The 24434-nt window shown below is 59.1% G+C and carries 9 protein-coding genes; 3 read left to right on the forward strand and 6 right to left on the reverse strand.

The features are described 5' to 3' along the window. The first annotated feature begins 115 nt into the window (after positions 1-115). The gene (locus tag CRO59_RS23120) at positions 116-1609 is read left to right on the forward strand and encodes a hypothetical protein (RefSeq protein WP_097090181.1); all 1494 of its coding nucleotides are present in this window, start codon (positions 116-118) and stop codon (positions 1607-1609) included. 115 nt (positions 1610-1724) lie between these two features. On the opposite strand, the gene CRO59_RS23125 is transcribed toward CRO59_RS23120, so the two are convergent. From CRO59_RS23125 to CRO59_RS23135, 3 genes are all read right to left on the reverse strand, one after another. Continuing rightward, positions 1725-3971 carry an autotransporter outer membrane beta-barrel domain-containing protein gene (locus tag CRO59_RS23125; RefSeq protein WP_256578489.1) on the reverse strand — a complete coding sequence of 749 codons (2247 nt, stop codon included), beginning with the start codon at positions 3969-3971 and terminating at the stop codon, positions 1725-1727. Between the two features lie 285 nt (positions 3972-4256). Beyond that, complete coding sequence (locus tag CRO59_RS23130; RefSeq protein ID WP_097090183.1) at positions 4257-6203, reverse strand: hypothetical protein; 1947 nt, start codon at positions 6201-6203, stop codon at positions 4257-4259. A 157-nt stretch (positions 6204-6360) separates the two neighbouring features. After that, on the reverse strand, positions 6361-8310 hold the full coding sequence (locus tag CRO59_RS23135) for a hypothetical protein (protein ID WP_256578490.1): 1950 nt from the start codon (positions 8308-8310) through the stop codon (positions 6361-6363). 593 nt (positions 8311-8903) lie between these two features. Here CRO59_RS23135 and CRO59_RS23140 point away from each other — a divergent pair. Next, positions 8904-12083 carry a hypothetical protein gene (locus tag CRO59_RS23140; RefSeq protein ID WP_097093102.1) on the forward strand — a complete coding sequence of 1060 codons (3180 nt, stop codon included), beginning with the start codon at positions 8904-8906 and terminating at the stop codon, positions 12081-12083. A 184-nt stretch (positions 12084-12267) separates the two neighbouring features. On the opposite strand, the gene CRO59_RS23145 is transcribed toward CRO59_RS23140, so the two are convergent. The 3 genes from CRO59_RS23145 to CRO59_RS23155 form a co-directional block, all read right to left on the reverse strand. Further along, the gene (locus CRO59_RS23145) at positions 12268-12627 is read right to left on the reverse strand and encodes a DUF6124 family protein (RefSeq protein WP_097093104.1); all 360 of its coding nucleotides are present in this window, start codon (positions 12625-12627) and stop codon (positions 12268-12270) included. Between the two features lie 96 nt (positions 12628-12723). Continuing rightward, positions 12724-13095, reverse strand: a complete 372-nt coding sequence (locus CRO59_RS23150) for a DUF6124 family protein (RefSeq protein WP_097093106.1) — start codon at positions 13093-13095, stop codon at positions 12724-12726. An 807-nt stretch (positions 13096-13902) separates the two neighbouring features. Beyond that, positions 13903-22509 carry a retention module-containing protein gene (locus CRO59_RS23155; protein WP_097090486.1) on the reverse strand — a complete coding sequence of 2869 codons (8607 nt, stop codon included), beginning with the start codon at positions 22507-22509 and terminating at the stop codon, positions 13903-13905. 531 nt (positions 22510-23040) lie between these two features. On the opposite strand from CRO59_RS23155, the gene CRO59_RS23160 reads away from it, so the two are divergent. Next, entirely contained in the window at positions 23041-24399 is a 1359-nt protein-coding gene (locus CRO59_RS23160; RefSeq protein ID WP_007962570.1) for a TolC family outer membrane protein, read from the forward strand. The last annotated feature ends 35 nt before the right edge of the window (positions 24400-24434 follow it).

The raw sequence follows: 24434 nt of genomic DNA on the forward strand, positions 1-24434 counted from the left end.
TCGGACAAAACCTCCTACCTGTTATTTCTGACAGTTGGCAGCACTCGCCATATCAGGCCCAATCAATCAACGCCTTCCTCGCAGAGCCACCTGTCCTTCGCTGAGGTTTTTCGTCATGACGCACTTTCACTCCTTCCTGTTTCCACGCTTGCAGACTGAGATTCCGGGGCTGAAACTGCGTCCCTTGCGGATTTCGGCCATGATAGAGCCGATCGTCAATGGGGACGGCGGTATCAACTGCAAAACCTACTACCAATTTCCCGACGGTTTGTTCTGCTCCGTCGATGCCTACGCCGAACCCATGCGCAAAGGTGACACGCTCGATATCTATTGGGGCAAGGACCACAAGATCTTTACCCGGGTTCTGCAGGACGACGAAGACGGCAGCAACCAACCGGTGTTTTTCTTCCTGCCTGTGACGAACATCCTTCCCGGCTGGGTCGACGAGGTCTACTACGTACTGACCCGCGCAGGCAGCACCAGCCCCGACGAGCCCGCCACGCCCTTGCGAATACTGGTGAAGCTGGATCTGCCAGGCGGCAAAGACGATAAGCCCCATTTGCCCGGACATGCAAAATTGCACATCGTGCAGCTGCCGCGTGACGTCATCGTTAACGGTGTGGATGCGGTTTGGGCAGCCAAGGGTGTGCCGATGGTTATTCCTCCCTACCCGAACATCGCCGTGCGCGACGTTATCCAGGTGCAATGGGGCAATGCGTTCTTGCCACCTCATACCGTCAGCGCCGATGAGGCAGCCGGCACGGCACCTATCGAGATCACCGCACACAAGGACGATATTGTGGCCGGTGGCGACGGCAACGCGCAGGTGGTGCATTACGGGATCCATGACGAGGTATTCAACCACTCCGAGAAGTGGTCGCTGAGGACCCCAGTCAAAGTCATGTCCGGAATCCGGCAGCTGGATGAGCCGATTATCCAGGAGTCAGTCAACGGCATCATTGATCTCGACCAATTGAACAATCGCGATGTCAACGTGCATGTTCGCGCCTCTACCAGCGATTTCGAGTTGGGTGACACCGTCACCATGACTTGGGTAGGCACACCACCCACCGGTGCTCCGTTGCCCAACCGACAATCCCAGAGGGTGGAAAGCTTCCCCAGCATCCTCATGTTTCAGATTCCGAATGCGCAGGTCCGGGCGATTGCCATGGGAACCGCAGACGTATCATATGTGCGCTACAAAAAGGACGATGGCTCTGCGCTCCCCTCCAGGCACGAACTCGCCAGCGTGGAAGGCCGGATCCCCGCGCCGGTCTTAAGCGAAGCCGCGGGCGATACGGTGAGCACCGATATCACATCGGCCACCGTGAACATTCAGTACCCGGGCATGACCGCGGACGATATCGTCGACATGGCCTGGCTGGGCACCAAGGCCAATGGCATTCCCTACTTGTATGAGGCTCGGCACATCGTCAGCCCGCAGGACGTGGAAAATCATCTCGTGACCTTGTACGTGCCGGGAAAACATCTGCGGGTGCTGGAGAACGGTGCACTGAATCTGTTCTACCGGGTGTCCCGTGACGGGCCGCACTGGCGGGGCACGCATGAGTCCGGGCATCAGGAAATCAACGTGTTGCGATTCACCTGAGTCGCAGGCGTCAGGTCAACCCGCCGGCCCGGACAGCGGGTTGACCGGCAGGCCAGCACAAAAAAACGCCCGGCAGGTGCGAGGCGTTTTTCAGGTATTCGCATCATGACGCGGCTTACCAGGTCCAGCGCACTCCGAAACTCAAGTCATACGGTTTCTCGATGGACTTGCCATGGCTGTAGTCGTAACCGGCATACACCTGCAGGTCCTTGGTCAATGCCACTGCAACGCCTGCGCCCAGCACACCACGGGTGCCAGACAAGTCGTTGTTGAACTGATTATCAGCGTTGACCGTCACGCGGTTGTTATTGATGAACTCGTGCTGCACCGCAACGCGCACATAAGGCTGGGCGACCATGCCATTGCCCATTTTGAAATTGCGGCCCACAGTGGTTCCCGCTTCACCCAGCACCGAGCGGCTGCGATCGCCGTCGGCCTCCATGCCATTGTCCAGGTCGAAGCTGCGCCCGCGAATCAGCGCAGTCGACAGTCTGCCGTACGGCTCGATGTAGTAGCCGTTGCCCAGGGTGATCTGACGCCCGAACTCCGCCGAGGCGCTTATACCGGAGTTGTCATAACGGCCCTTGGCCCGCGTGCCATCGCTAATGCCGACTTTCGTATCGCTCTGAAAGCGGTTGAACTTGAGCAGCGCATCAAAGTAGTAACCGCTCTGCTTGTTCATCCAGGTCACGTAAGGGCCCAGATAGTAGCTGTCGACCGTACCCGAAGTTCCCTGTGCGACGTCCAGGTTGGTATGGCTGTAGCCGCCCATGATCCCGGCCACCCACAGACTGTCGCCCAAGTGCGTATCTGCCCCCAGAGAAAGCCCTTGCTGGGTCTGCTGATAACCCACGCCGGAAGCGGCGCTGATGTTGTACTTGTTGCCGTAGGTGCGCATCCACAGGCCGGTGTCACCCCCATTGAAACGCAACTCGCCCATGCGGCTGCGCAAAGTTGCCGCCTCGGCATACAACAGCGTCACCGGAGCGTTGAACAGCGCCAGTACCGATTTCGCCCCGGGGCTGATGGTCTTGGTGGTCGGGTCGAGAAACCATTCCGTACCGCTCTCCCCCACTTCTCGCCGATCAAGTTTATAAGACCAGGTACCCAGATCGACATGCCCGCCTCTCAGGGCAAATTGCGCGTCGCCGGCGGCGGTGTGCACCAGGGTCAACTGCTGCGGACTCAGCGCGTCCAGACCGGAAGCGGCCACCAGTAATCCGAATTGCCCGCTGGCAACGTCCGTGACATTGAGGAAGTCGTGCTGACCGGTGGCGAAATTGCCCTTCATTTCGACCGTACTGGAACCATCCGGAGAGCCGGTCAGCGTGCCGACGTTCAACTGGTAGAAGCTATCTGGCAAATCCTGCGCACCAAAGCGCACCGTCCCGCCATTCATGGCGAGTGTTTCTACAGTGTCAGCGCCTGTCAGGGTCCAGCTAGAACCGCTGTTGACGGTCACGCCGTTGACCTCGTCGAGACGGCCGGTCAGTTGCGAGTTGTTCTGCAGGGTGACGTTGGCGGTCGAACCGCTTTCGACCAGCACATCGCCCTTCATGTTGCCCTGATCGAAGGTGAGATTGGCGGTACTGTTGCCGGTGACGTTGACGTTGCCTTGCAGCGTGCTGTCGCGGACAGACATGCCCGCGGTGGAAGAGCCCTGCACCGTCAGCACGTTGCCGTTGCCCCCCGTCAGGGAGGACTGGTTCAACACCTCAAGGGTGGCATTGATGCCCTTGTCCACAAGAATCGCATCACCGGTGCGGCCTTCCACACTGGCGTTGTCGAGCCGCAGTGAATTGTTGCCCAGGCCCGAGGGATCCCTGCCCATAGTCACCCCGGTCTTGTCGCCGCTGATAACCGTGTTTGCGGAGGCGCGTACATCCCCCCCCAATATGTTCAGGCCGGTACTGTCAGCCCCTGTGCCCGTCACCTGACTGTTGATGAGCGTGAGCGTGCTCAAGCCGGTGACCTGAGCACCGATTTCCCCACCCTTGAATTGACTGTCGGTTGCAGTGACCGTGGAGCCCAGGGTCGAGCCGATAGACCGATTGACCGCCAGCCCCATAAAGTCGCTGGTCACGATGGCGCGAGTGAGATCACCCGTGCTGCCGGTTATGCGGATACCCACCAGCCCACTGTCGGCATTGACCGTTGCGCCGTTGATATTCAACGTTGATCCGGACGTGACAGACAGACTCTGGGTGGTGGCCCCCGCGATGTTCAGCACACTTGCGTTGCGTACCAGATAATCGCTCTGTGGTGTGCTTGCATCGATATTCAGCGTATTGCCGTTATCGACAATAACGGCGGCAAAAGAATGCCCGCCGGTAAAAAAAAATGCTGGCAGCACGACCAGCATTTTAAAGAGTCCTGCCGCAGCATTTTTTTGCAGCGAAACATGGTTTTTGTTCATGACGTGGCTTCCTGAATGTTCATCACCTCACATCTTTCAGAAGAAACGCCAAAAGACTGTAAGAGGCGCGAACAATACCTATCCGGGTCAAGCAAAAATGTAGGAGAAGTCCTAGATCCGGACGGAAAAGTCCTGTCCCGCTCGAGGAATGATCCGCCTGTTTCAGCAACCGTTTCAGCGAGGACACGGGAGGCGTAGCGGCCTCCCGTGTTTCCTTTGAAACGCATTGAATCAGGTAGGCAACGGGCAACTTCCGCCATCACCCGGATTGACCAGGTACACCCTGACCAAATGCTGTTTGGAGGTCGTCTCACGTCCGTTAATGACAGCCTTATATTTGACGCCACCCCACGCATTCAGAGTCGCGAGCAAGGGCGCGTATGGGATCTTCACAATGAAGCCGGACGCGGCCTCCTGATCTGTCGGTGTGTAGAACACCTCCTCGTCTGTCTCGGGTTTGGGGTTTGCACCGCCGTCGTCGGTATAACCCTGATAGGTGAATGTCAGCTCTTGATTCGCCAGTGCCAATTCCCCGCCCGGGACCCGCACCTCGACCACCACACCCTCGATGGGATCCAGGCGCAAGGCTTTGCAGTTCAGCCAGTCAGTATAATTGGGATCAAGGTGTAAAAATGCCGGATCAGGGACAGTGTCCTCTTGAATCTCCACATCCACCTCCCGAGGTTCTGAAATATCTACGTTGTCGTTCAGCGGATGACCGATGACGTAAGCCATCGGGTGCTTTGGATTACCATTACCTGCCGCCGCAATAACGTCCCACTTCACTTTCCACTCAAGCGATGTGGGGATAACGTCTGGAATCGTAACGAGGCCACCATCCTCCTCAGAAACAAGCTGGCCCGCATATTCAAGTTGAACGGTGTCATATTCCTTGGCGCCGCCATAGGTATTGACCGTAACAGTAACGTCCCCATCTTTGTCGGCTTCTCGCAACTCATTGGCAGGGCCTCCGGAATCACCCTGAACCGTCACCAACGCCAGATTTGGATTGGTCGGGTCTGGATTATTCGGATCAATCGGCAGACCGGGCTTTCGCATATCAACCTTAACTTCTTTGGAAATCGGAGTTGGCGGGTAATAGGTGCTGCCGCGTTTGATTTGGTACTCGGCGTCTACAGTTTTTTCACCAGGGTCGTCTTTGAACACGTCTTTGAATGAAATATCGACGTAAACCGGGAAACCGTTGATGGGCTTCGCCATCTGCGGAATGCCGTCGTAGGTCACCACCAACTCATCTCCCGGCAAGTAGTGGGTGTATTCGTCATAGATTCCCACGCCCAAAGGCGTTTGCGCATCCGCCAGATCGACCAGACCGTCCTTGTCAAGCAGCGGAATATCAAGGGGCAACAGCCCCTCGGGTGGATCTGTCAGAACGACCGTAACGGGGACTGGTGGAGAAAAAGTACTTGGGTTTCCCTTACGGTCGGTGACTCTGAAAAAAAGCGCGTGAGTACCTTCATCTTGCTTGAATACTTGTTCAGCGGTAAGTCTAAGCACGATCTCATTGATGGTATCAGTCCGGGTGACCGAATCGACAACCTCTGCCAACACTGTCGAGTCCCCATATAACAACTCTATAAAATCGCCAATCTTCATATCTCCATACTCAGGAATCTTAATGGCTACAAAATCATTGTCGTCCAGATATTTTTTGGTAATACCGTCATTTACTATTTCATCTGGAAGTCCAACCGGAAAAAACGGGTGCGGAGGAGTTCTATCAACATTGCACTCCAACGGTTCAGAGTTGCTCTCATTACCGCCTTGATCGATAAAGTATCCCAACTCATGTGTCCCCGGCCTATCGGTGTATCCGACAGGAAACGTCATTTCGATTTCAAGAATATCGGCGTCCAGCGGCGTCACATAATTGTATCGAGTAGAGACTATCGGACTTCCGTCAAACGTCAGATCAATGAAGCCCGGTGTCGGCTTCGTTTCGCCAGCCTCCGCAGGTCTCGGAACCAGACACTTGAAAAGCTTTCCCTGCTGGCTCAGCGGAATCTGATTGGTTTCATCATCCGACGTATCGCTTAGAAATGGGTTATCTGGATGCACTTTGATGACGGGTGCAGGTACTTTTGTAACAGCACGGCGAACTTTCAGATAATCGACCCGGCTTTGTTCAGCGGGCGTCAATGGTTGACGACTTGCCATTTTTCAGCTCCTTCAGAAACGGGCTTTATCTGCCCGGGATTTTGTCAAACAACGAACGCCCAAAACGCGGGCACAACACTCTCTGTCAGCCCCGAATAAATACTCGTGACTGTCCTGACTAAAACCGGCTAATGCACTTTAATGAATCAATTACCCGTTACGGTTCCGTACAGGTTTCATTAGTGGGTGAGCACACTGCACCACTGGGCATGGTTCTATTGATAATCACGAAATCTTTTTTTGAAACACCCTGCCCACCCGTAAACTTTTTCAAGGTGTAATGACATAACGCCGAACCCCGGTTTTGCATCGGCGCTATCAATCTTTCGTAATCGGTCACATGCACTTCAAAACCGTTTCTTGCCTGATCCGCACTCAAAGTGGTGAAGAACGGTTGCGCGGCCCCGGGAATGGGCGTGGTGCCATTCGGTCCCGCGCATCCCTGCCAGAACAACGTCACGATGTCCTTCTCGTCAAACGCCGGGTTGCCTTCAATCCTCACGCGCACCCGCTCCCAAAGACGCGGTTTCGCACAGCAGTCAAGCGTCCCTTCGATGCCAGCGTCAGGGAACGAAGGCTCTTGGAGACCTTCGATAATGATGATCGACACCTTGACGGGCGTGGATGGAGCCAACTGCCGGTTGATGCCATTGCTGGTGGTGTAATGGACCGGCAACGCCGGGTTCAGCCGGTCCTGGTCAATGACCGCCCATGGAATATTGAACGGCACTCTCTTGCCGGCAACGTCACCGGTCTGGACGATGTATTGCGCCACGGGCGTACTGATGCTCCCCCAATAAACTTCGATCGTGTGTCCTCGTTCAGGTGCGTCGAACAAGGTCAGGAAGCCGTCGGCGTCCTCGCCGAAATCTTCGGTAAGCAATGTGTTCAGCACCTTGGAGTTGGCGCCGTAGATCTCCAGCAAGGCAAGCTTGGGGTTCAACAACGCCGGCGCATTGGGGTGATCCTGGCCTGCCACCGTCAAGTTCACCGATACCAGGGTTTCCATTGATGGTTTGCTATCGACGCCCCCCGTGCGCACGCGGTAAGTGACACGAGCAGTCGCCGGACCCAGCCCCTTGGCTGTGAGCGCACTCCACGGCACAGGGATCACGCAAGGAAAGTTGGCCGGGTCGACATCCTGCGGCGGCAGAACAGTGCCATCCCAGTCCAGCAGTACCTGATCGCCGCTCAACGGATTGTCATAGGCATCGATTTCGACCGTCACCGCCCCTTGATTGACTGCCCCCTCCCGGGCGTGCTGACGATCGATCAAGCCTCTGTCCGACAGGGGAATGCGCGGAGGCTTGTGAATGGGTGCCCCCGGGGTCAGATCGACGAACACAGGCAGCAACCGCGAGCGCGGTCCCCGGTTTCCGGCCCAGTCGCGCAAGCGATAATAGATGTATCGCTGCCCATGACCACGCAGGCGAATTTCGTCTGCGTAGACGGTGATGATGAGTTGGTCGTTATCGATATCAAACTGACTGAACGCCTGCTCGCGGATTTCGGTTTCGAAGCCCGGTGGCGTGTCGGTGTCCGTCCAGTAATAAATCGCCCGGTCACGGGCCTTCACGTCCAGATAGAGGCGTACTTTGAAACGAACCTGACCGTGCTCGTCCAAATAGTCATCGGTGATGTCGCCCTCAAGATCCAGCAGCTCCAGCATCGCCGGTTCCTGGCCGTCATCCGGCGGCACTCTATCGACGGTGATGGTTTTTTTCAGCGATTCCGCTGCGTTGCCACCAATCACGAGCTTGTACGACAGGTCGTAAACGCCAGCTTCCAGGTCCCTTTGAGGCACCGAAACAATCTTGTCACCCGGATCAATGGGAATATCGAACGGGAACACCCCCGCCGTGTCGTCATCAAAGGGAAGCCCCCGTCGCCTGAAGCCCACCCACACGACGTCTTTTACGAAATGCGGATCTGTCGAGAAATCCCACGCCGGAATCGTGATTTTCAAATCGCGATTCAATACATCGCGAGGTAATAGCCCGTCCGGGCTCTCATTTCCCTCTTCGTCTTTCAGGATATCCGGAACAATCGGTTCTGGAATAACCACAAGACTTGGTTCGTCATCGCCGCGTGCGTGTTGCGGATCCATCGACGACTCTTCTGGGGGCACCATTGCGAAACTCCACGGCAATTGAGCGGACAGTGTTCTCGCGCAGGGCAGTCGTGAAGATAAAACGGGCCGTTGACTGACGATGGCGTGGAACGTTTGTGACCCAATTAGATGCCTGCCGGAAAAAGCTGACTACTGTCAGAAATACTAGGTTTGCTTACCGTTTGTCGGGAAGTCGCTGGAAATAACTGAACATTCAGCTCAGCGTGAGGCTGCATTTTTGTTGAGCTGAATGGGGGGTGAAGTCGCCGCGCGACCCAGCGGGAGCAGACTCCTCCGCCATGGGTTGGGTTCACCGCAGAGTCGACTTCTCTGCGGCAGCGCCTACTGGGAAGCAGTTTCAGGCATGCAAAACCCGTCCCCCGACCGTTCATCGTAAATACGTCCTTACCTGTAATTTCTGACAGTAGCCAACGCTCGCCACCTGCCCCTAAATAACTTCCAGCGTCTTCTTTGCCCCCCACGACTCTGGAGTCTTCAGCATGCTTATTCAGCCCCCTCGCCTCCCGGCCCCAAAGTCTCTGCGGCAACTGGAAATACCCGACCGTACGCAGCCGGCCCTGGAGGGGGGGGTGTGGGGGATCAATATTGCCGCCGCGCAGTTGCTGGCGCCCGACAAGGGGCTGAAAGTCTATTGCCCACCCTGGAACCGTATGGGTTTAGGTGACCACATCGAGCTGCTGCTCGACGGTATTCAGGTCGACCAGACCACCCTCGTCAAGCCAGAGGATGTCGGCGAGCGTGTCACCCTGTATGTCCCGCCCCAGCGCTTCGTGACCGGGACCTATACGCTGCAATATCGGGTCAAGGTATTCCAACAGACTCCGGAAACTTCGCTGCCTCCGGTGAATATCTTCGTCAAACTCGACCGGCCCGGCGGCAAGGATGAAAACGGCAGTACCCCGGGGCATTCCGAGCTGTACATGTACATCGATCCGCGGATCATCAACGATGGCGTGGACAAGGAAACCGCCGAAACCGGCCTCGACATCATCATCAAGGCCAAACCCGGCAGCAGCCTGTTGCCCTACCCCAACATGGCCGTGGGTGACCGCTGCAAATTGACCTGGGGTGGCTGGTTTGTGTATTCGCCACGGGTGACCCAGGATCACATCGATGACCCGCAAGGCCATCCACTGATCATCCATGTCGACAAGGCCACCATCCTCGACGCCGGCGATACCGATAGCCTGGCCGTAGCCTTTGAAGTACACGACATTGTCGACAATCGCTCCGAAGACTGGTGCGCCGCAGTGGAGATTGCCGTCGATACCGGCAACACGCGCCTGTCGCCTCCCATGGTCAAAGAGGCCTTCAATAGCGTTGTGGACATGGACAAACTGGGGGATGCGCCGCTGACCTTGCAGGTATTGGTCGACGCACCCGACTTCCGGATCGGTGATGTGATCATCGGCCTGGGCAAGGGCACCACGCTGGACGGCGAACCGATCAGCGTTGAAGTCCGCGGCGAGCCGCTCATCAGCGTGGGCAACATCTACGAATTGGCCCTGCCAAGCGCCGACATACGTTTGCTGGCCAAAACCCAGGCCGTGTTCAGTTATCGCGTGGAACGCAGCGGGTCTGATGATCGCGCCTCCAAGGGGCGCTTCGTCAGTATCATCGGAGCAACCCGACGCCTGCTCGCGCCGATTGCCGTGGATGCGCAACAAGGGGCACTCGACCCTGATCGGGTGTACACCACCGCCGTCATCCCCTTTGATCCGATGATGCAGGTGGGCATGGTCATCATTCTGCGCTGGGTCGGCACCCGCCAGGATTTCGGCGTCTACGACCCGGAACTGGACTGGCACACCCTTAGCAAGGGCGATATCGACGACAAAGAACCGATCCCGATCATCGTCGAAGGCAAACACCTCAAAGCCATCGAGGGCGGTACGCTGGATTTGTTCTACGTGCTGATGGCCGAGGGCAGCGATGGAGGCATCATTCGGCGCGAGTCACTGCACCATGCCCTGTTGCGGGTGGGTGAACCGTTGTTGGAACTGGTCGCGCCCATCGTCCTCGGTGAGGCCGGCGGAACACTCGAACCCGACGACCTGCCCGGCGGTTCGAGCAAACTGACCGCCCCGGCTGCCACCGAACCCACCAAAGCGGGTGACAAGGTCACCTATACCTGGCGCGGTTCGAAAACCGGCAAGACCAGCGACTCGGTGCCGATCAATTCGCTCAATGCCGGTAGAGCCATCGATTTCACCCTGAACCCGACCTTCGTCCAGACCCACATCGAACCCAATCGCGGCGGCACTGTGGACGCGATGTATGAAATCCTCAGGGTGGCGGCAGGCGCCACGCCGGAACGTATCAGCTACTCGCGGACGTTGAATTTCACTGTCGGCGAAGCCGTGCTGCTGACCCGGCCGAAGGTTCAGCAGGCCGAGGCCGATGGCACTACCTTGCAGCCGATCAAGGCCGTGGAAGCCCTGACCATCAACATCGATTCGCAAGACTTGCTGTTCAGCGATCTGCTCAGCGTGACCTGGACCGGCGCACCCGGCACTGCCGCCGGCGGCTCGCACACCACCCCGGCAAGACCCATCAGTGAAACCACGCTGACAATCGAACTGCCGGTCACCGTGCTGGCATTCAACCTGGGCAAAACCGTCACCGTGACGTACACCGTCACCCGCAACGGTGCGCCCCGCACCTCGTTGCCGCTGTTGTTGAATGTTGGCACCTTGCCGGACTCAAGCTTGATCCTGCCGGTGATCATGGACGCCGACGATGACGGCGAGGGCCAGGAGTTCAATGTAGGGAATCTGACCAGCAATGCCACCTATCGCATGGGCGTCTGGCCGTTGATTGCCACAGGCCAATATGTCTGGCTGCGTCTGAAAGGGACGAACGCTGATGGCAGCGACTACAACCTGCAGATTCATACGGCACCGGGTTCAATGGTCAGCGACAAGTGGCTCGATCAAGGCTATTACGAGCGGAGCATCGCCTTTGCAGGCTTGAGAAACCTCAAAGATGGCAGCCCGCTGACCATGGAGTTCAAGGCTGCTTTCGGCAAGAGCACGGATGAGAGCGAGGCAGTGGTTTTCCCTGTGCGCACTTACACGATCAAAGCGATTGAGGATGTGCGGCCAGAAATTACCCGTGTAGAAGACTCAAAAGGGAATGAGATTCTCCCAGACGGCACGACTGGCGACACCACGATCAAACTTGAAGGGAAAGGGGCTAAAGGTCAGCAAGTCAAGATCAAGGATGGCGCCATCGAGATAGGCATTGCCGACATCGATCCACAGAATGGTGACTGGGAGTTGACGGTGACGGACTTGAGCGTGGGTGACCACCGTTTTATCGCCATCGCTCTGTATGGCAGTGAGCAGGAGTCGGATCCGCGAACCTTGACCGTGACCGCATCCACGACGGTCCGATTCTGCGTCACAACCACCCCGCAGTCTCCTGGTAGTTTTGAAACAATACCAAACGGAAGCACGCTAAATATCGCATCTTTTAGAAATCACTATTTGAGTTGCGAATTCTACGCAGTTAGCCCCAGGGAACACCACGTTCTCATAATCGAGCGCAACAACATCGAGTGGTTCTCTTTATATAGCGGCACTAGATTAAATAAATGGTACCGACTGCATAAGGATTTTTATCCCGCATCCATCCCCCCTCGACTCTTAGAACCCGGCCGTTACACCATGTACATATATGCAACCGACTCCGCCCCCTCCAACCCGCGACAAGAGCTCCTAGGGGAACAGACTGTCACATTCATTTGATACGAACAACGTGAACCCATCTCATCCGCCTTCCCGTCAGGCGTAGCGGATGAAAAACGATTTTTACGTCACCTACTTTTTCGCCTTAAGGGCGGGGGCGGATCAAATGATCCGCCCCCGTTGTATTTCCGCATTATCCGCCGTGTTCAAAGCCTGCTCGCAATGAGGCCATCAATGCTGGCGCCTAATCCTTGGGCACGACGTTATCCAGCGCCTGATTCACCGCCAACTCCCCCAGCATCACCACCTGCGCAATGCCCAACACCGTATTACGACTCAGCCCCTCCAGCGTGCCGGCAAAGTCACCGAGCATCACCGTGGCCGAGGCCAGGGATTCGCAGGCGTTGGCCAGCAGGGATTCGGTGTCGGTTTGTGGATTGACGAGGAACATGCTGCTGGGGGTGTATGGCGTTGCCATGATGTTCGCGGGCGCGAGGTAGTGGTCGAGGGCGCGTTCGGCGGCTTCGTGGAGTTTTCTGGAGTTGAGGGACTCGTACGGCGATACCGGGTCTGTGATTGGTGGATTGGGCTTGGTTTCGGACATCGACTGAGGCTCCGGGCAAGTACCCCTTGAGGCACTTTGAAAGAATGACGACCTGTAGGCGCTGCCAAAGGCTGCGCCAACAGGTGTGCCGGGCAGTTAGTTCGGCACGCGGCGGCCGTCCAGTACCCGGTTGACCATCAGTTCACTGAGCATGATCACCTGATGCAGCATCAGCATGGCCCGGCGCTGTGGGTTGTCGACGGTGTCGCCGATGTCGCGGGCCATGTCGCTGGCGGCGGCCAGGGATTCGCAGGCTTCGACGAGCAAGGTTTCTTCGTCCACGGTGGGGTCGATGAGGAAGATTCTGTTCGCCTTGCATGACGAGGTTGAAGGGATCGAGATCTTCAGGGCGCCGGGGTTGAGGTAGAAGTTGATGGCGCGGTCGGTTGCCGCTTTTATCTTCTGCGGGTCGAGGGCTGGGTCGTACGGGATCGAGGTGTCCGGGGGGTTGGGTGTGGCTTTGAACATAGGTGACTCGCTGTTTTGAATAAGTGAGGAGCCGTCACTCTCGCTACCAAACGAAGGGTGGCGGCCATTTGTGGGTTGGTAGACCGGTCAAAACAGTAAACCCGGCGCTCCCGAAGGAGCCCCACGCATGGCCACCATAAAAGCAGAGCCCCAAAAACGGACCTGTAATGTGGCGCACGACTGTAATGAAACGGGCTACCAAACCCGATCACTGATTTTCAGTGACAGGGATACGATATAGCCCGCCCCATAGCCGTGTAAGCCGGCGGATTCTGGCGTACGCGTAGGTAACGGCGCAAGACGTTGTAGCCGGTATGGCGTAACGGTTCGTGTACTTTAAACGTGGTTGCGGGGTGATGTTTATTTGCGGGGTTTGCTCTGTTGTTTTGATTTTGTCTGGTAGGCCGCTTTCGCGAGCAAGCTCGCTCCCACAGTTGGAATGCGTGCATTCAGGTGGGGATTGGTCGGCTGGGAGGCCGCCATCGCTGGCAAGCCAGCTCCCACCATTTGACCGAGTGCATTCAGTTGGGGATTGGTCGGCTGGGAGCCGCTTTCGCGAGCAAGCCCGCTCCCACAGTTGGAATGAGTGCATTCAGGTGGGAATTGGTCGGCTGTGAGGACGCTTTCGCGAGCAGGCTCGCTCCCACAGGGGAGCTTTGTTGTTCACAAAATGCTGAGCACCCTAAATCCAATGTGGGAGAGAGCCTGCTCGCGAAGGCTGACGCACTGGCAACCCATCTCTCCAGACAGAAAAAACCCGCCGTCCCGACTGATCGGGGCGGCGGGTTTTGTCGTTTCAGGCCTTGATCACACTGTGTCCACTTTCAGCGAATGATCATTGAGCATGCCGCTGATGATCGTCGCCGTGTCGTGCCCGCCGGCTACCACCCCACCCGCCCCCGGGGTCACGCCGTAGTGGCTGGCGAGGTTGACGCCGGCCAAGTCGATGGTCTGGTTCGGCGTGGCGCCGGCCAGCGCGCTGACGTCGATGCTGGTGAGCACCGAGGCGCCGCTGCCGGTGACGGTGAAGTGCAGGTAATCATCGAGCGACGCCGTGGTGCCGTTTTCACCTTGCAGCAGTTGCGACAGGTCAAGCTTGTCGGTGCCGGGGGTGAAATCGGTGATGGTGTCGTGGCCACTGTTGCCCTTGAGGTACTGGAAGGTGTCCGCGCCGGCCCCGCCAGTCAGGGTGTTGTTGCCCATGCCGCCGATCAGCAGGTCATCACCGCCGCCACCGTTGAGGATGTCATTGCCCAGCCCGCCGTTGATCACGTTGTTATTGTTGTCGCCGGTCAGGGTGTCGTTGAAGTTCGAGCCGACCAGGTTTTCGATATTGCTGATCGTGTCGGTGCCGGCGCCGATGGTGTTTTGCGCACCGAGCAGGCCGAGGTTGACCGTGACCCCGGCGGTGGCGTGGGCATAGCTGACCGTGTCGATGCCGGTGCCGCCGTCGAGAATGTCGTTGCCCGGGCCGCTGTAGAGCAAGTCGTTGCCCGCGCCGCCGTGCATCTCGTTGTTGCCGGAACCGGCGGTCAGTACGTCGTTGCCGTCGCCGCCATTGAGGATGTTGTTGCCGGTGCCCGCCACCAGAATGTCGTCGCCGGCGGTACCGGTGAGGGTGTGGCCATCCTGATAGGTGATGCTGACGTTGGCGGTGTCGCTGCCGCCATGGTTGTCATTGGCGATATAGGTGCCGTGGAAATCCGGCGTCACGTCATGGGCGCCGGCGTAGTTGACCGTCATGGTCAGTTGATAGTTTTCCGCTGCCGTCGGATTGCTGCCGCTGGTGTTGCTGATGTTGGTCACGTGGATCTGGTAGGTGCCATCGGCACCGGCAGTGATGGTGCCGCCGTCAGCGATGCTGACGAACGCGCCGCCGTTGACCGAGTACTCCATGGTGACGTGGCCGGCCGCGAGGTTGTGATCCAGGTTCAGCGTTTCGCCCTGTTTCAGTTTGACGGTGATCAGGTCCTCATCGTTGGCATTGGCATTGGTCACCGCACCGAGGTAACCGCTGACCACCAGCACTGCGGTCATCGCGGCGGTGTTGGCGGCGAATGCAGCGCGTACGTCGGCCAGGTTCTGGTTGGCGGCGGTGTTGCCGGTGCCGGCGAAGTTGATCGCGCCGGTGCCGGTGAAGTCCGCGCCCTTGGCCACCCATCCGGTGTTGAAGCTGGTCGGCGAAGCGTTGAGCGTGTCGCCGTCCGGATCGGTGTCGTTGGCCAGCAACAATTCGCCCGGCACGGTGATGTTGCTCGACAGCACGTTGGTGATGACGTGGTCGTCCGTCGCCACCGGTGGCGAGTTGGGGATCACTTTCACGGTCAGCGTCGAGCTGGCGAGGTCGCCGTCGTTGTCGCTGAGGGTGAAGCCGATGTTCTCGGTGATCACCGTGGTCGTGGTTTTTTGCGAGGTGTAGCTGTAGTCACCGGTGTCGAGGTTGATCACCAGCGTGCCGCTGTTGTTGGTGGCGATGCTGATCGTGTTGTTCACGGTGTTGAACGTGCCGTGGTTGGTGCCGCCGGATGCGGTCAACGAACCCTGGCCGCTGTTGGCGCGCGGGTCATAGGTGTAGGTGGTGCCGTCGACCACGATGGATTTGATGAAGCCGCCATCGGCGCCAAAGGTACCGCCCTCGCCCAGCAGCGAACCGGTGACCGGCGCGCCTTCCACAGTGCCCGACAGCACCGAGTTGAGCTGATTGAGGTCGGTGACCACCACCGCATTGGTGTTGGTGTGGCTGATGCCGTCATAGGCCAGCGGATCGAGGTTGGCGTTGCTCACGCCGCTGCCCAGACCGATGGCGTAGTTCTTGATGTTGTTGGCATCGAGGAAGTTTTTCAGCGCGGCTTCGTCGGCAGCGTTGATGTCGCCTTCGTTGGGCTTGCCGTCGGAGAAGAAGTAGCCGACGTTCTGCGCCCCGGTGAGTTTGCCCGAGGTGTTGAACGCGGTCTGCATCACCGCCACGGCAGCGTCGTAGTTGGTACCGCCACCGGCGGTGAGGCCGGCGAGTATGGACTTGGCCGTCGCCACATCGACCCACACCGAAGTCCGGTCAGTGGCATTACTGCTGAAGGTGACGAGCTGCACCTTCACATCGCCGAGATCATCGTACTTGTCGAGCAAGGCACTGATGGCCTGCTTGGCCAGCGCCAGCCGTGACAGCCCCGGTACACCGGAGGTGTCGGCCATACTGCCGGAGATGTCGAGGACGATCAGCAGGTTGGAATCGATCTCCACCGCCGCCACCGAACGATCCGACGCCACGGCTTTGGGCACGTCGTCGACGATGTTGACCACAATCGTGCTGGTGGTGCTGTTGCCCAGCGCATCGGTGGCTTTGTAGGTAAAACTTTCGCTCAGGGTGTTGGCGCCGTCGTTGGCGTTCGGCGTGGTTTTCGGTGCCGAGGTCAGGGTGTAAGTGTAAGTGCCGTCGGCGTTGAGCTGGATCTGCCCGTAAGTGCCGGTGGCGCTGCCGACCAGGGTGTAGGTGAGCGCCCCGCTGCCGCCAGTGACCGCACCGACCAGTGTGCCGGTGGCGGTTTCGCCGGTGTTGCTCGGATCGCTGCCGGTGACCGTGCCGGGGGCCAGGTCCTGGCCGTCCTTGGTCAGGTCGAGGGCTTTTTCGTAGACCGTCACGTCCTGATCGACCGACGCAATCAGTTTGCTGTCGGCGACGTTGATGGTGATGGTGGTGGTGCTTTCGTCGCCGTCACCGTCGCGGATGGTATAGGTGAACGTGTCGGTGGCGCCCGGTGGGCTCACCGAGTTCGGGTTGCTGTGGTAGATGGCGTTACCCGCCGCGTCCAGGGTCAGGTAGCCGTAGGCGCCGTTGATATTGCTGTTGAGGCCGCCGATCGCCGAGGTCGCGGTGTTGCTGCCGGCGCGCACGCCGACCACTGCCCCGCCTGCCGCTGCGCCATCGGCGCCGGTAACGTCGTTGCCGAGCACGCTGATATTGACCGTGCCGCCCTCCGCCACCGAGCCGGTGTCGGCCTTGGCGGTCGGCAGGTCATCGATGATGTTGACGTTGATCTGGCCGCTGGCGGTGCTGCCGTCGGTGTCAGTCGCGACCACGTTGAAGTTTTCGGTGAGGCTGTTGGCGCCGTTGCCGGTCGGGTGCGCTTCGTTATCCACCAGGGTGTAGCTGTAACTGACCACGCCGGTCGCCGGGTTGTAACCGGTGACGGTGAACGTACTGCCCAGCGGCGACACCACCGATTGCGGGAAGCCTGCGGCGACCCCGTTGGTCACGACGGCAATGCCACCGACGGTGAGGGTTTGCAGGCCATCCAGGGCCGTGACGGTGAACGTACCGCTCTGGGTCAGCGCCGGAGTATCGGGGCTGGTGCCGTCACTGAGGTTTTTCTCGTAGACGGTGAGTTCGCCGCCGTTGACGTCGAGGCCGTTGAGCACCACCGGATCGTCGTTGTTGTGGATGTTCAGCACCAGGTTGGCGGTGCTGGTATCGCCGTCAGCATCGGTGAGGGTGTAGGTGAATGTCTCGGTGCCGTTTCCACCGCCGTGCAGCGCTTTGAAGTCGGCGTCAGCCGGGTTGAGCGTGTAGGTGTAAGTGCCGTTGGCATTGAGCACCAGCGTGCCGTAAGTCCCGGTGAAGGTACCGGCGGTGATCGGCCCGGTATTCGGTCCGGTGGCGACCACGTCCGCGCCTTGCACGTCGTTAGTCAGCACGTTGCCGGTCAGGGTCAGCTGGGTTTCCGAGGCACTGGTGGCGTTGCTGTCGTTGAGGGCTTTGGGCACGTCATCGACGATGCTGACGACGATGGTGCTGGTGACCACATTGCCCAGCGAATCGGTGGCCTGATAGGTGAAGGTTTCAGTCAGGGTGTTGGCCCCGTCGTCGGCATGCGGTGTGGTGGTCGCGGGCGAGGTCAGGGTGTAGGTGTAAGTGCCGTTGGGGTTGAGCACGATCTGCCCGTAGTTGCCGGTGGCACTGCCGACCAGCGCATAGCTGATGGCGCCGACCGCACCGGTGACCGAACCGACCAGTGTGCCGGAGGCGGTTTCGCCAGTGTTGGTCGGATCGCTGCCGATGACCGTACCCGGGGCCAGATCGGCGCCGTCCTTGGTCAGGTCGAGGGCTTTTTCGTAGACGGTGACGTCGGTGTCGCTGGTCGCATACAGCTTGCTGTTGGCGACATCGATGGTGATGGTGGTGGTGCTTTCATCGCCATCGGAATCGCGCACGGTGTAGGTGAACACATCCACCGCACCGGGGCCGTTCACGGCATTGGGGTTGCTGTGATAGACCGCGTTGCCGTTGGCATCGAGGGTCAGGTAACCGTAGGTGCCATTGATGTTGCTGTTGAGGCCGCCGATGGCCGAGGTGGATGTGTCGGAGCCGGCTCGCACACCGACTACCGCGCCGGTCACGGCCGGGCCGTCGGCGCCGCCGATGTCATTGTCAAGCACGTTGCCGCTGACGGTGCCGCCCTCCGCCACCGACGCGGCATCGGCATGCGCGCTCGGCAGGTCATCGATGATGTTGACGTTGATCTGGCCGCTGGCGGTGCTGCCGTCAGTGTCAGTCGCCACCACGTTGAAGTTCTCGGTGATGCTGTTGGCGCCATTGCCGTTCGGATGGGTTTCGTTATCGACCAGGGTGTAGCTGTAGCTGACCACGCCAGTCGCCGGGTTGTAGCCGGTGATGGTCAGCGTGCTGCCCAACGGCGTAACGATCGATTGCGGGAAGCCTGCGGCCACACCACCGGTGACGACGTTGATGCCGCCCACGGTCAGGGTTTGCAGACCGTCGAGCGCGGTCACGGTGAAGGTACCGCTCTGAGTCAGCGCCGATGCATCGGGACTGGTGCCGTCGCTGAGGTTTTTTTCGTAGACGGTGAGTTCGCCGCCATTCACGTCGAGACCGTTGAGGATCACCGGATCGTCGTTGTTGTGGATCTGCAGGACGAGATTCGCGGTGCTGGTATCGCCGTCCGAGTCAGTGATGGTGTAGGTGAAATTTTCCGTGCCGTTGCCGCCGCCGTGCAGGTTTTTGAAGTCGGCGTCGTTGGTGTTCAGCGTGTAGGTGTAGGTGCCGTCGGTGTGCAGTTCCAGCGTGCCATAGGTGCCAGTGAACGTACCGGCGGTGACCGGGCCGGTGGGTACGCGGTCGGCGCCCTGCACGTCGTTAGTGAGGACGTTGCCGGTCAGGGTCAACTGACTTTCCGACGCGATGTTGGCGTTGCTGTCGTTCACGGCTTTTGGCAGGTCATCGATGATGTTCACATCGAGGGTTGCGTTAGCGGTGGTGCCGTTGTCGTCCACTACGGTGACGGCGAACTGTTCAGGCAGATTGTTGGCGCCGTTGGCGGTCGGGTGTGCCTCGTTGTCGACCAGGGTGTAGCTGTAGCTGACGACACCGGTGGCCGCGTTGAATCCGGTGATGGTCAACGTGCTGCCCAGCGGTGTGGTGACCGATTGCGGGAAGCCTGCGGCTACGCCATTGGTGACCACGGCAATGCCACCGACGGTCAGGGTCGTCACGCCGTCCAGAGCAGTGATGGTGAATGTGCCGCTTTGGGTCAACGCGGTGGAATCCGGTGCGCTGCCGTCAGTGAGATTTTTCTCGTAGACGGTGAGTTCACCGCCATTGACGTCGAGCCCGTTGATGATCACCGGATCGTCGTTGTTGTGGATCTGCAGGACGAGGTTGGCGGTGCTGGTATCGCCGTCCGAATCGGTGATGGTGTAGGTGAAGGTTTCGGTGCCATTGCCGCCACCGTGCAGGTTTTTGAAGTCGGCGTCGGTGGTGTTCAGCGTGTAGGTGTAGGTGCCGTCGGTGTGCAGTTCCAGCGTGCCATAGGTGCCAGTGAACGTACCGGCAGTCACTGGGCCGGTCGGTACGCGGTCGGCGCCCTGAACATCGTTGGTCAGGACATTGCCGGTGAGGGTCAGATTGGTTTCTGACGCGGTGTTGGCGTTGGAATCGTTCAGCGCTTTTGGCAGGTCGTCGATGATGTTCACATCGAGGGTCGCGTTGGCGGTGGTGCCATTGTCATCCACTACCGTTACGGCGAACTGCTCGGGCAGGTTGTTTGCGCCGTTGGCGGTTGGGTGTGCCTCGTTGTCGATCAACGTGTAGCTGTAACTCACAACACCGGTGGTGGCATTGAAACCGGTGATGGTCAGCGTGCTGCCCAGCGGTGTAGTGACCGATTGCGGGAAGCCTGCGGCCACGCCGTTGGTGACCACGGCGATGCCGCCGACGGTCAGCGTGGTGACGCCGTCCAGAGCGGTGATGGTGAAGGTGCCGCTTTGAGTTAGCGCGTTGGTATCAGGCGCGCTGCCGGTGCTGAGGTTTTTTTCGTAAACGGTCAGCTCTCCGCCGTTAACGTCGAGGCCGCTGATGACCACGGGGTCGTCGTTGTTGTGGATTTGCAGGACGAGATTCGCAGTGCTGGTATCGCCGTCCGAATCGGTGATGGTGTAGGTGAAAGTCTCGGTGCCATTACCGCCGCCGTGCAGGTTTTTGAAGTCGGCGTCGGTAGTGTTCAGCGTGTAGGTGTAAGTGCCGTCGGTGTGCAGTTCGAGGGTGCCGTAGGTGCCGGTGAAGGTGCCGGCGGTGACTGGACCGGTGGGTACGCGGTCGGCGCCTTGTACGTCGTTGGTCAGTACGTTACCGGTCAGGGTCAACTGAGTTTCCGAAGCGGTGCCAGTGTTGCTGTCATCGATTGCTTTAGGCAGGTCGTCGATCACGTTCACATCAAGCGTTGCATTGGCAGTCGTGCCGTTGTCGTCCACGACGGTGACGGCGAACTGCTCAGGCAAATTGTTGGCGCCATTGGCGGTTGGGTGTGCCTCGTTGTCGACCAGGGTGTAGCTGTAACTCACAACACCGGTGGTGGCGTTGAAACCGGTGATGGTCAACGTGCTGCCCAGCGGTGTAGTCACCGATTGCGGGAAGCCCGCGGCCACGCCGTTAGTGACAACGGCGATGCCGCCCACCGTCAGCGTGGTAACGCCATCCAGTGCGGTGATAGTGAACGTGCCACTCTGGGTCAGCGCATTGGCATCCGGCTCACTGCCGGTGCCGAGGTTTTTTTCATAGACCGTCAGCTCGCCACCCTCGACGTTCAACCCGTTGATCACCACCGGATCGTCGTTGTTGTGAATCTGCAGAACCAGATTCGCAGTGCTGGTATCGCCGTCCGAATCGGTGAGGGTGTAGGTGAAAGTCTCGGTGCCATTGCCGCCACCGTGCAGCGCTTTGAAGTCTGCGTCGCTGGTGTTCAGGGTGTAGGTGTATGTGCCATTGGCATTCAATACGAGGGTGCCGAAAGTGCCGGTAAAGGTGCCGGCAGTGACCGGGCCGGTGGGCACGCGGTCGGCGCCTTGCACGTCGTTGGTCAGGACGTTGCCGGTCAAGGTCAACTGGGTTTCCGAGGCGGTGTTGGCGTTGCTGTCATTCGCCGCTTTGGGCACGTCATCAATGATGTTGACGTCGAGCGAGCCGGTGGCGCTGTCGCCATTGCTGTCGCTTGCGGTCACCGTGAAATGTTCACTGAGGCTGTTGGCGCCGTCACCGGCCGGATGGGCATCGTTGCCGTTGAGGGTGTAGCTGTAGCTGACTACGCCGGTGCTGACGTTATACCCGGTGATGGTCAGGGTGTTGCCCAGTTGTGTGGTGATCGACTGCGGGAAACCGGCCGCCACACCACCGCTGATCACGTTGATACCGCCGATGTTAAGGCTGCTCAGACCGTCCGGCGCCGACACCGTGAAGCTGCCGCTCTGGGTCAGCGCGCCGGGGTTGGCCGAGGAGCCGGCAGGCAGGTTGGCTTCGTTGAGGGTCAGCTCACCGCCAGGCACGGCAAGGCCACTGAGGGTCACCAGGTTGTTGATCGGCGGCGGCACGATCGGCGTGTTGTCGCCATTGTCGATGACTGCGTTATGCCGCTCTTCGGGAAACTCGGGGATGCCGTTGAAACCGGCGGTCGGGAAGCCGATCACCGGATCCACGCGCCCACCGACTTCCGTCAGCAGCACAAAACTGTGGCCGCCACCCAGCTCACCTGGCGCGCCGCCCGGTGCATTCGGGCCGGCGGCGGTGGCCTCTGCCGCTTTGGTCGGGTCTTCGCCGGCGGCGATGGCTTTCTGAATCTGCTCGACATCGGTCAGTTGCGCTTCGCTCGGCGTCAGCGCTTCAGGGGAATCAATGTGCACCGCCTGATTGGCCAGCAGTTGCCCGGACATCGTCATGCTGCTGTCGCGGCCCAGGGTCAACTCGTGGCCATTTTGCAGATGAATGGCAACGGCACCTTCTGCGCCGGTGATCACTTGATCGCCGGCAAACAAGCGGTCGCCTTCGACCAGGGCGCGGCGCGTGCCGTCGGTGCCCTGCGCAAAAACCTGACCAATGACTTTAGTGACTGTCCCGATGAGCGTTGCCATGTGAATTCCTCCGCTGCCGACCACCGTCGGCACTGGTTCGCGAAGCAGCCCATGGCTCAATCGGGTTGTCGGGGCGACGCTCGCACCTCGACAGTTCGTTTCGCAGGTTGCGCAAACGAGGAAACTTCAGTGCTTTCAAGCACTTCAGAATCCTGATCAATGCAGCGAACCCACTAACGCTACGTAACGGTGGTGAATCACCCGAGTGACAAAAATCTGTCGCTCATCTGCCGCTACGCGTCCCTCCCCTTCAGCAGTACTTCGCCGTATGTCGCAAAGTGAATGGAACTTTCCTCAAGCCTTTTTGTGCTCCCTAAAGCGCATGAAACAAAGGCTTTCGCTCTGAACAATGTGCTGGTTTTCGCCAAGCGCATAAGTTTTTTTCGGCATAAGCCTTATGAAAATTTTTTCTTAGCTACGCTTCAGGATGTTCTTAGCTCTGTTGTTACAAGAGTGAAACGCTTACACCTCAAATTATCGTCAAATATTTGGCGACAGTAACGCACCATCAGGACCAGGGAGATGCACCCCATGCGCGTTTTAACCCCCCTCTGCAGCGCGGTTTTGCTGGCCATGGCTTGCACTTCCCAAGCCCAGGCCATGAATCTGACCGAAGCGATTCAAAGCACCATCGCCACCCACCCGGACCTCGCCTCGCGCGTGGACGCCAAACTGTCCGCCGATGAACAGGTGAAAGTGGCCAAGGGTGGCTTCTATCCGTCCGTCGATTTGAATGCCGCCTACGGGCGCGGCTACAGCGACAACACCAATACCCGGGCTTTCGGTAATCACCACACCGAAATCCTCAATTACACCCAGTCGGAACTGCGCCTGCGGCAGATGATCTTCGACGGCTTCAACACCGCCAACGAGGTCGAGCGCACCAAGGGCGTGTCCAACTCGCGCGCCTATTACGCGCAAGGCACCGCTCAGGATCTGGCCTTGCGCACCATCGAGGTCTACCTCGAAGTGCTCAAGCGCCGTGAACTGGTGACCCTGGCCCGGAACAACCTGCAAGCGCACTTGCGCGTCAACGATCAGATCGGCCTGCGCACCCAGCGCGGCATCGGCAGCACCGCCGACTCCGATCAGTCTGTCGCCCGTAAGGCGCTGGCGCAGAACAACCTCGACACCGCTGAAGTCGATCTGGCCGACGCCGAATCGAACTTCTACGCCGTGGTCGGGCGCATGCCCGATGAACTGGAAGCACCACCGTCGACTCGCGGCGAAATCCCCACCAGCCTGCCGGAAGCCCAGCAGAGCATGGTCGAGAACAACCCGTACCTGAAATCCGCGCAGGCGGACGTGCAGTCGGCCGAGAGCCAGTATGAAGTTGCCAAGTCTCCGTTCTACCCGCGTTTTGACGCCGAAGCGGCGGTGGGTGCGAACAACAACGTGCAAGGCGATGAAGGCCACGACAACGAATGGCGCGTCGGCGTGATCATGAATTACAACCTGTTCCGTGGCGGCAGCGACAAGGCTCGTCTGGCCTCCGATGCGCACCAGATCAATCAGGCGATGGACATACGCAACAACGCCTTGCGTCAGTTGAACGAGAACATTCACCTGGCGTGGAACGCCATGGTCAACGCGAACAAACAGACCCCGACCGCCCGTGAATACGCCGAGACCACCAAGCGTGTGCGCGCGGCATATCAGGATCAGTTCGGCCTCGGCCAACGCACCCTGCTCGACTTGCTCGACAGTGAAAACGAGCTCTACAACGCCAACCGTCGCTACACCGAAATTCGCTACACCGAGGAATATTCGATGTACCGCGTGCTGGCGAACATGGGCCAGTTGCTGAGCAAGCAACGGGTGGTGCTGCCGGCGGATGCGATCGCCGCGACCGAGGTCAAAAACGAGGCGCGCCTGCCCGAGCTGAAGTAAGTCCCACGACCCTTTGTGGCGAGGGAGCTTGCTCC

The sequence above is a fragment of the Pseudomonas sp. LAMO17WK12:I5 genome (genome assembly GCF_900215165.1).
Classification (GTDB): domain Bacteria; phylum Pseudomonadota; class Gammaproteobacteria; order Pseudomonadales; family Pseudomonadaceae; genus Aquipseudomonas; species Aquipseudomonas putida_A.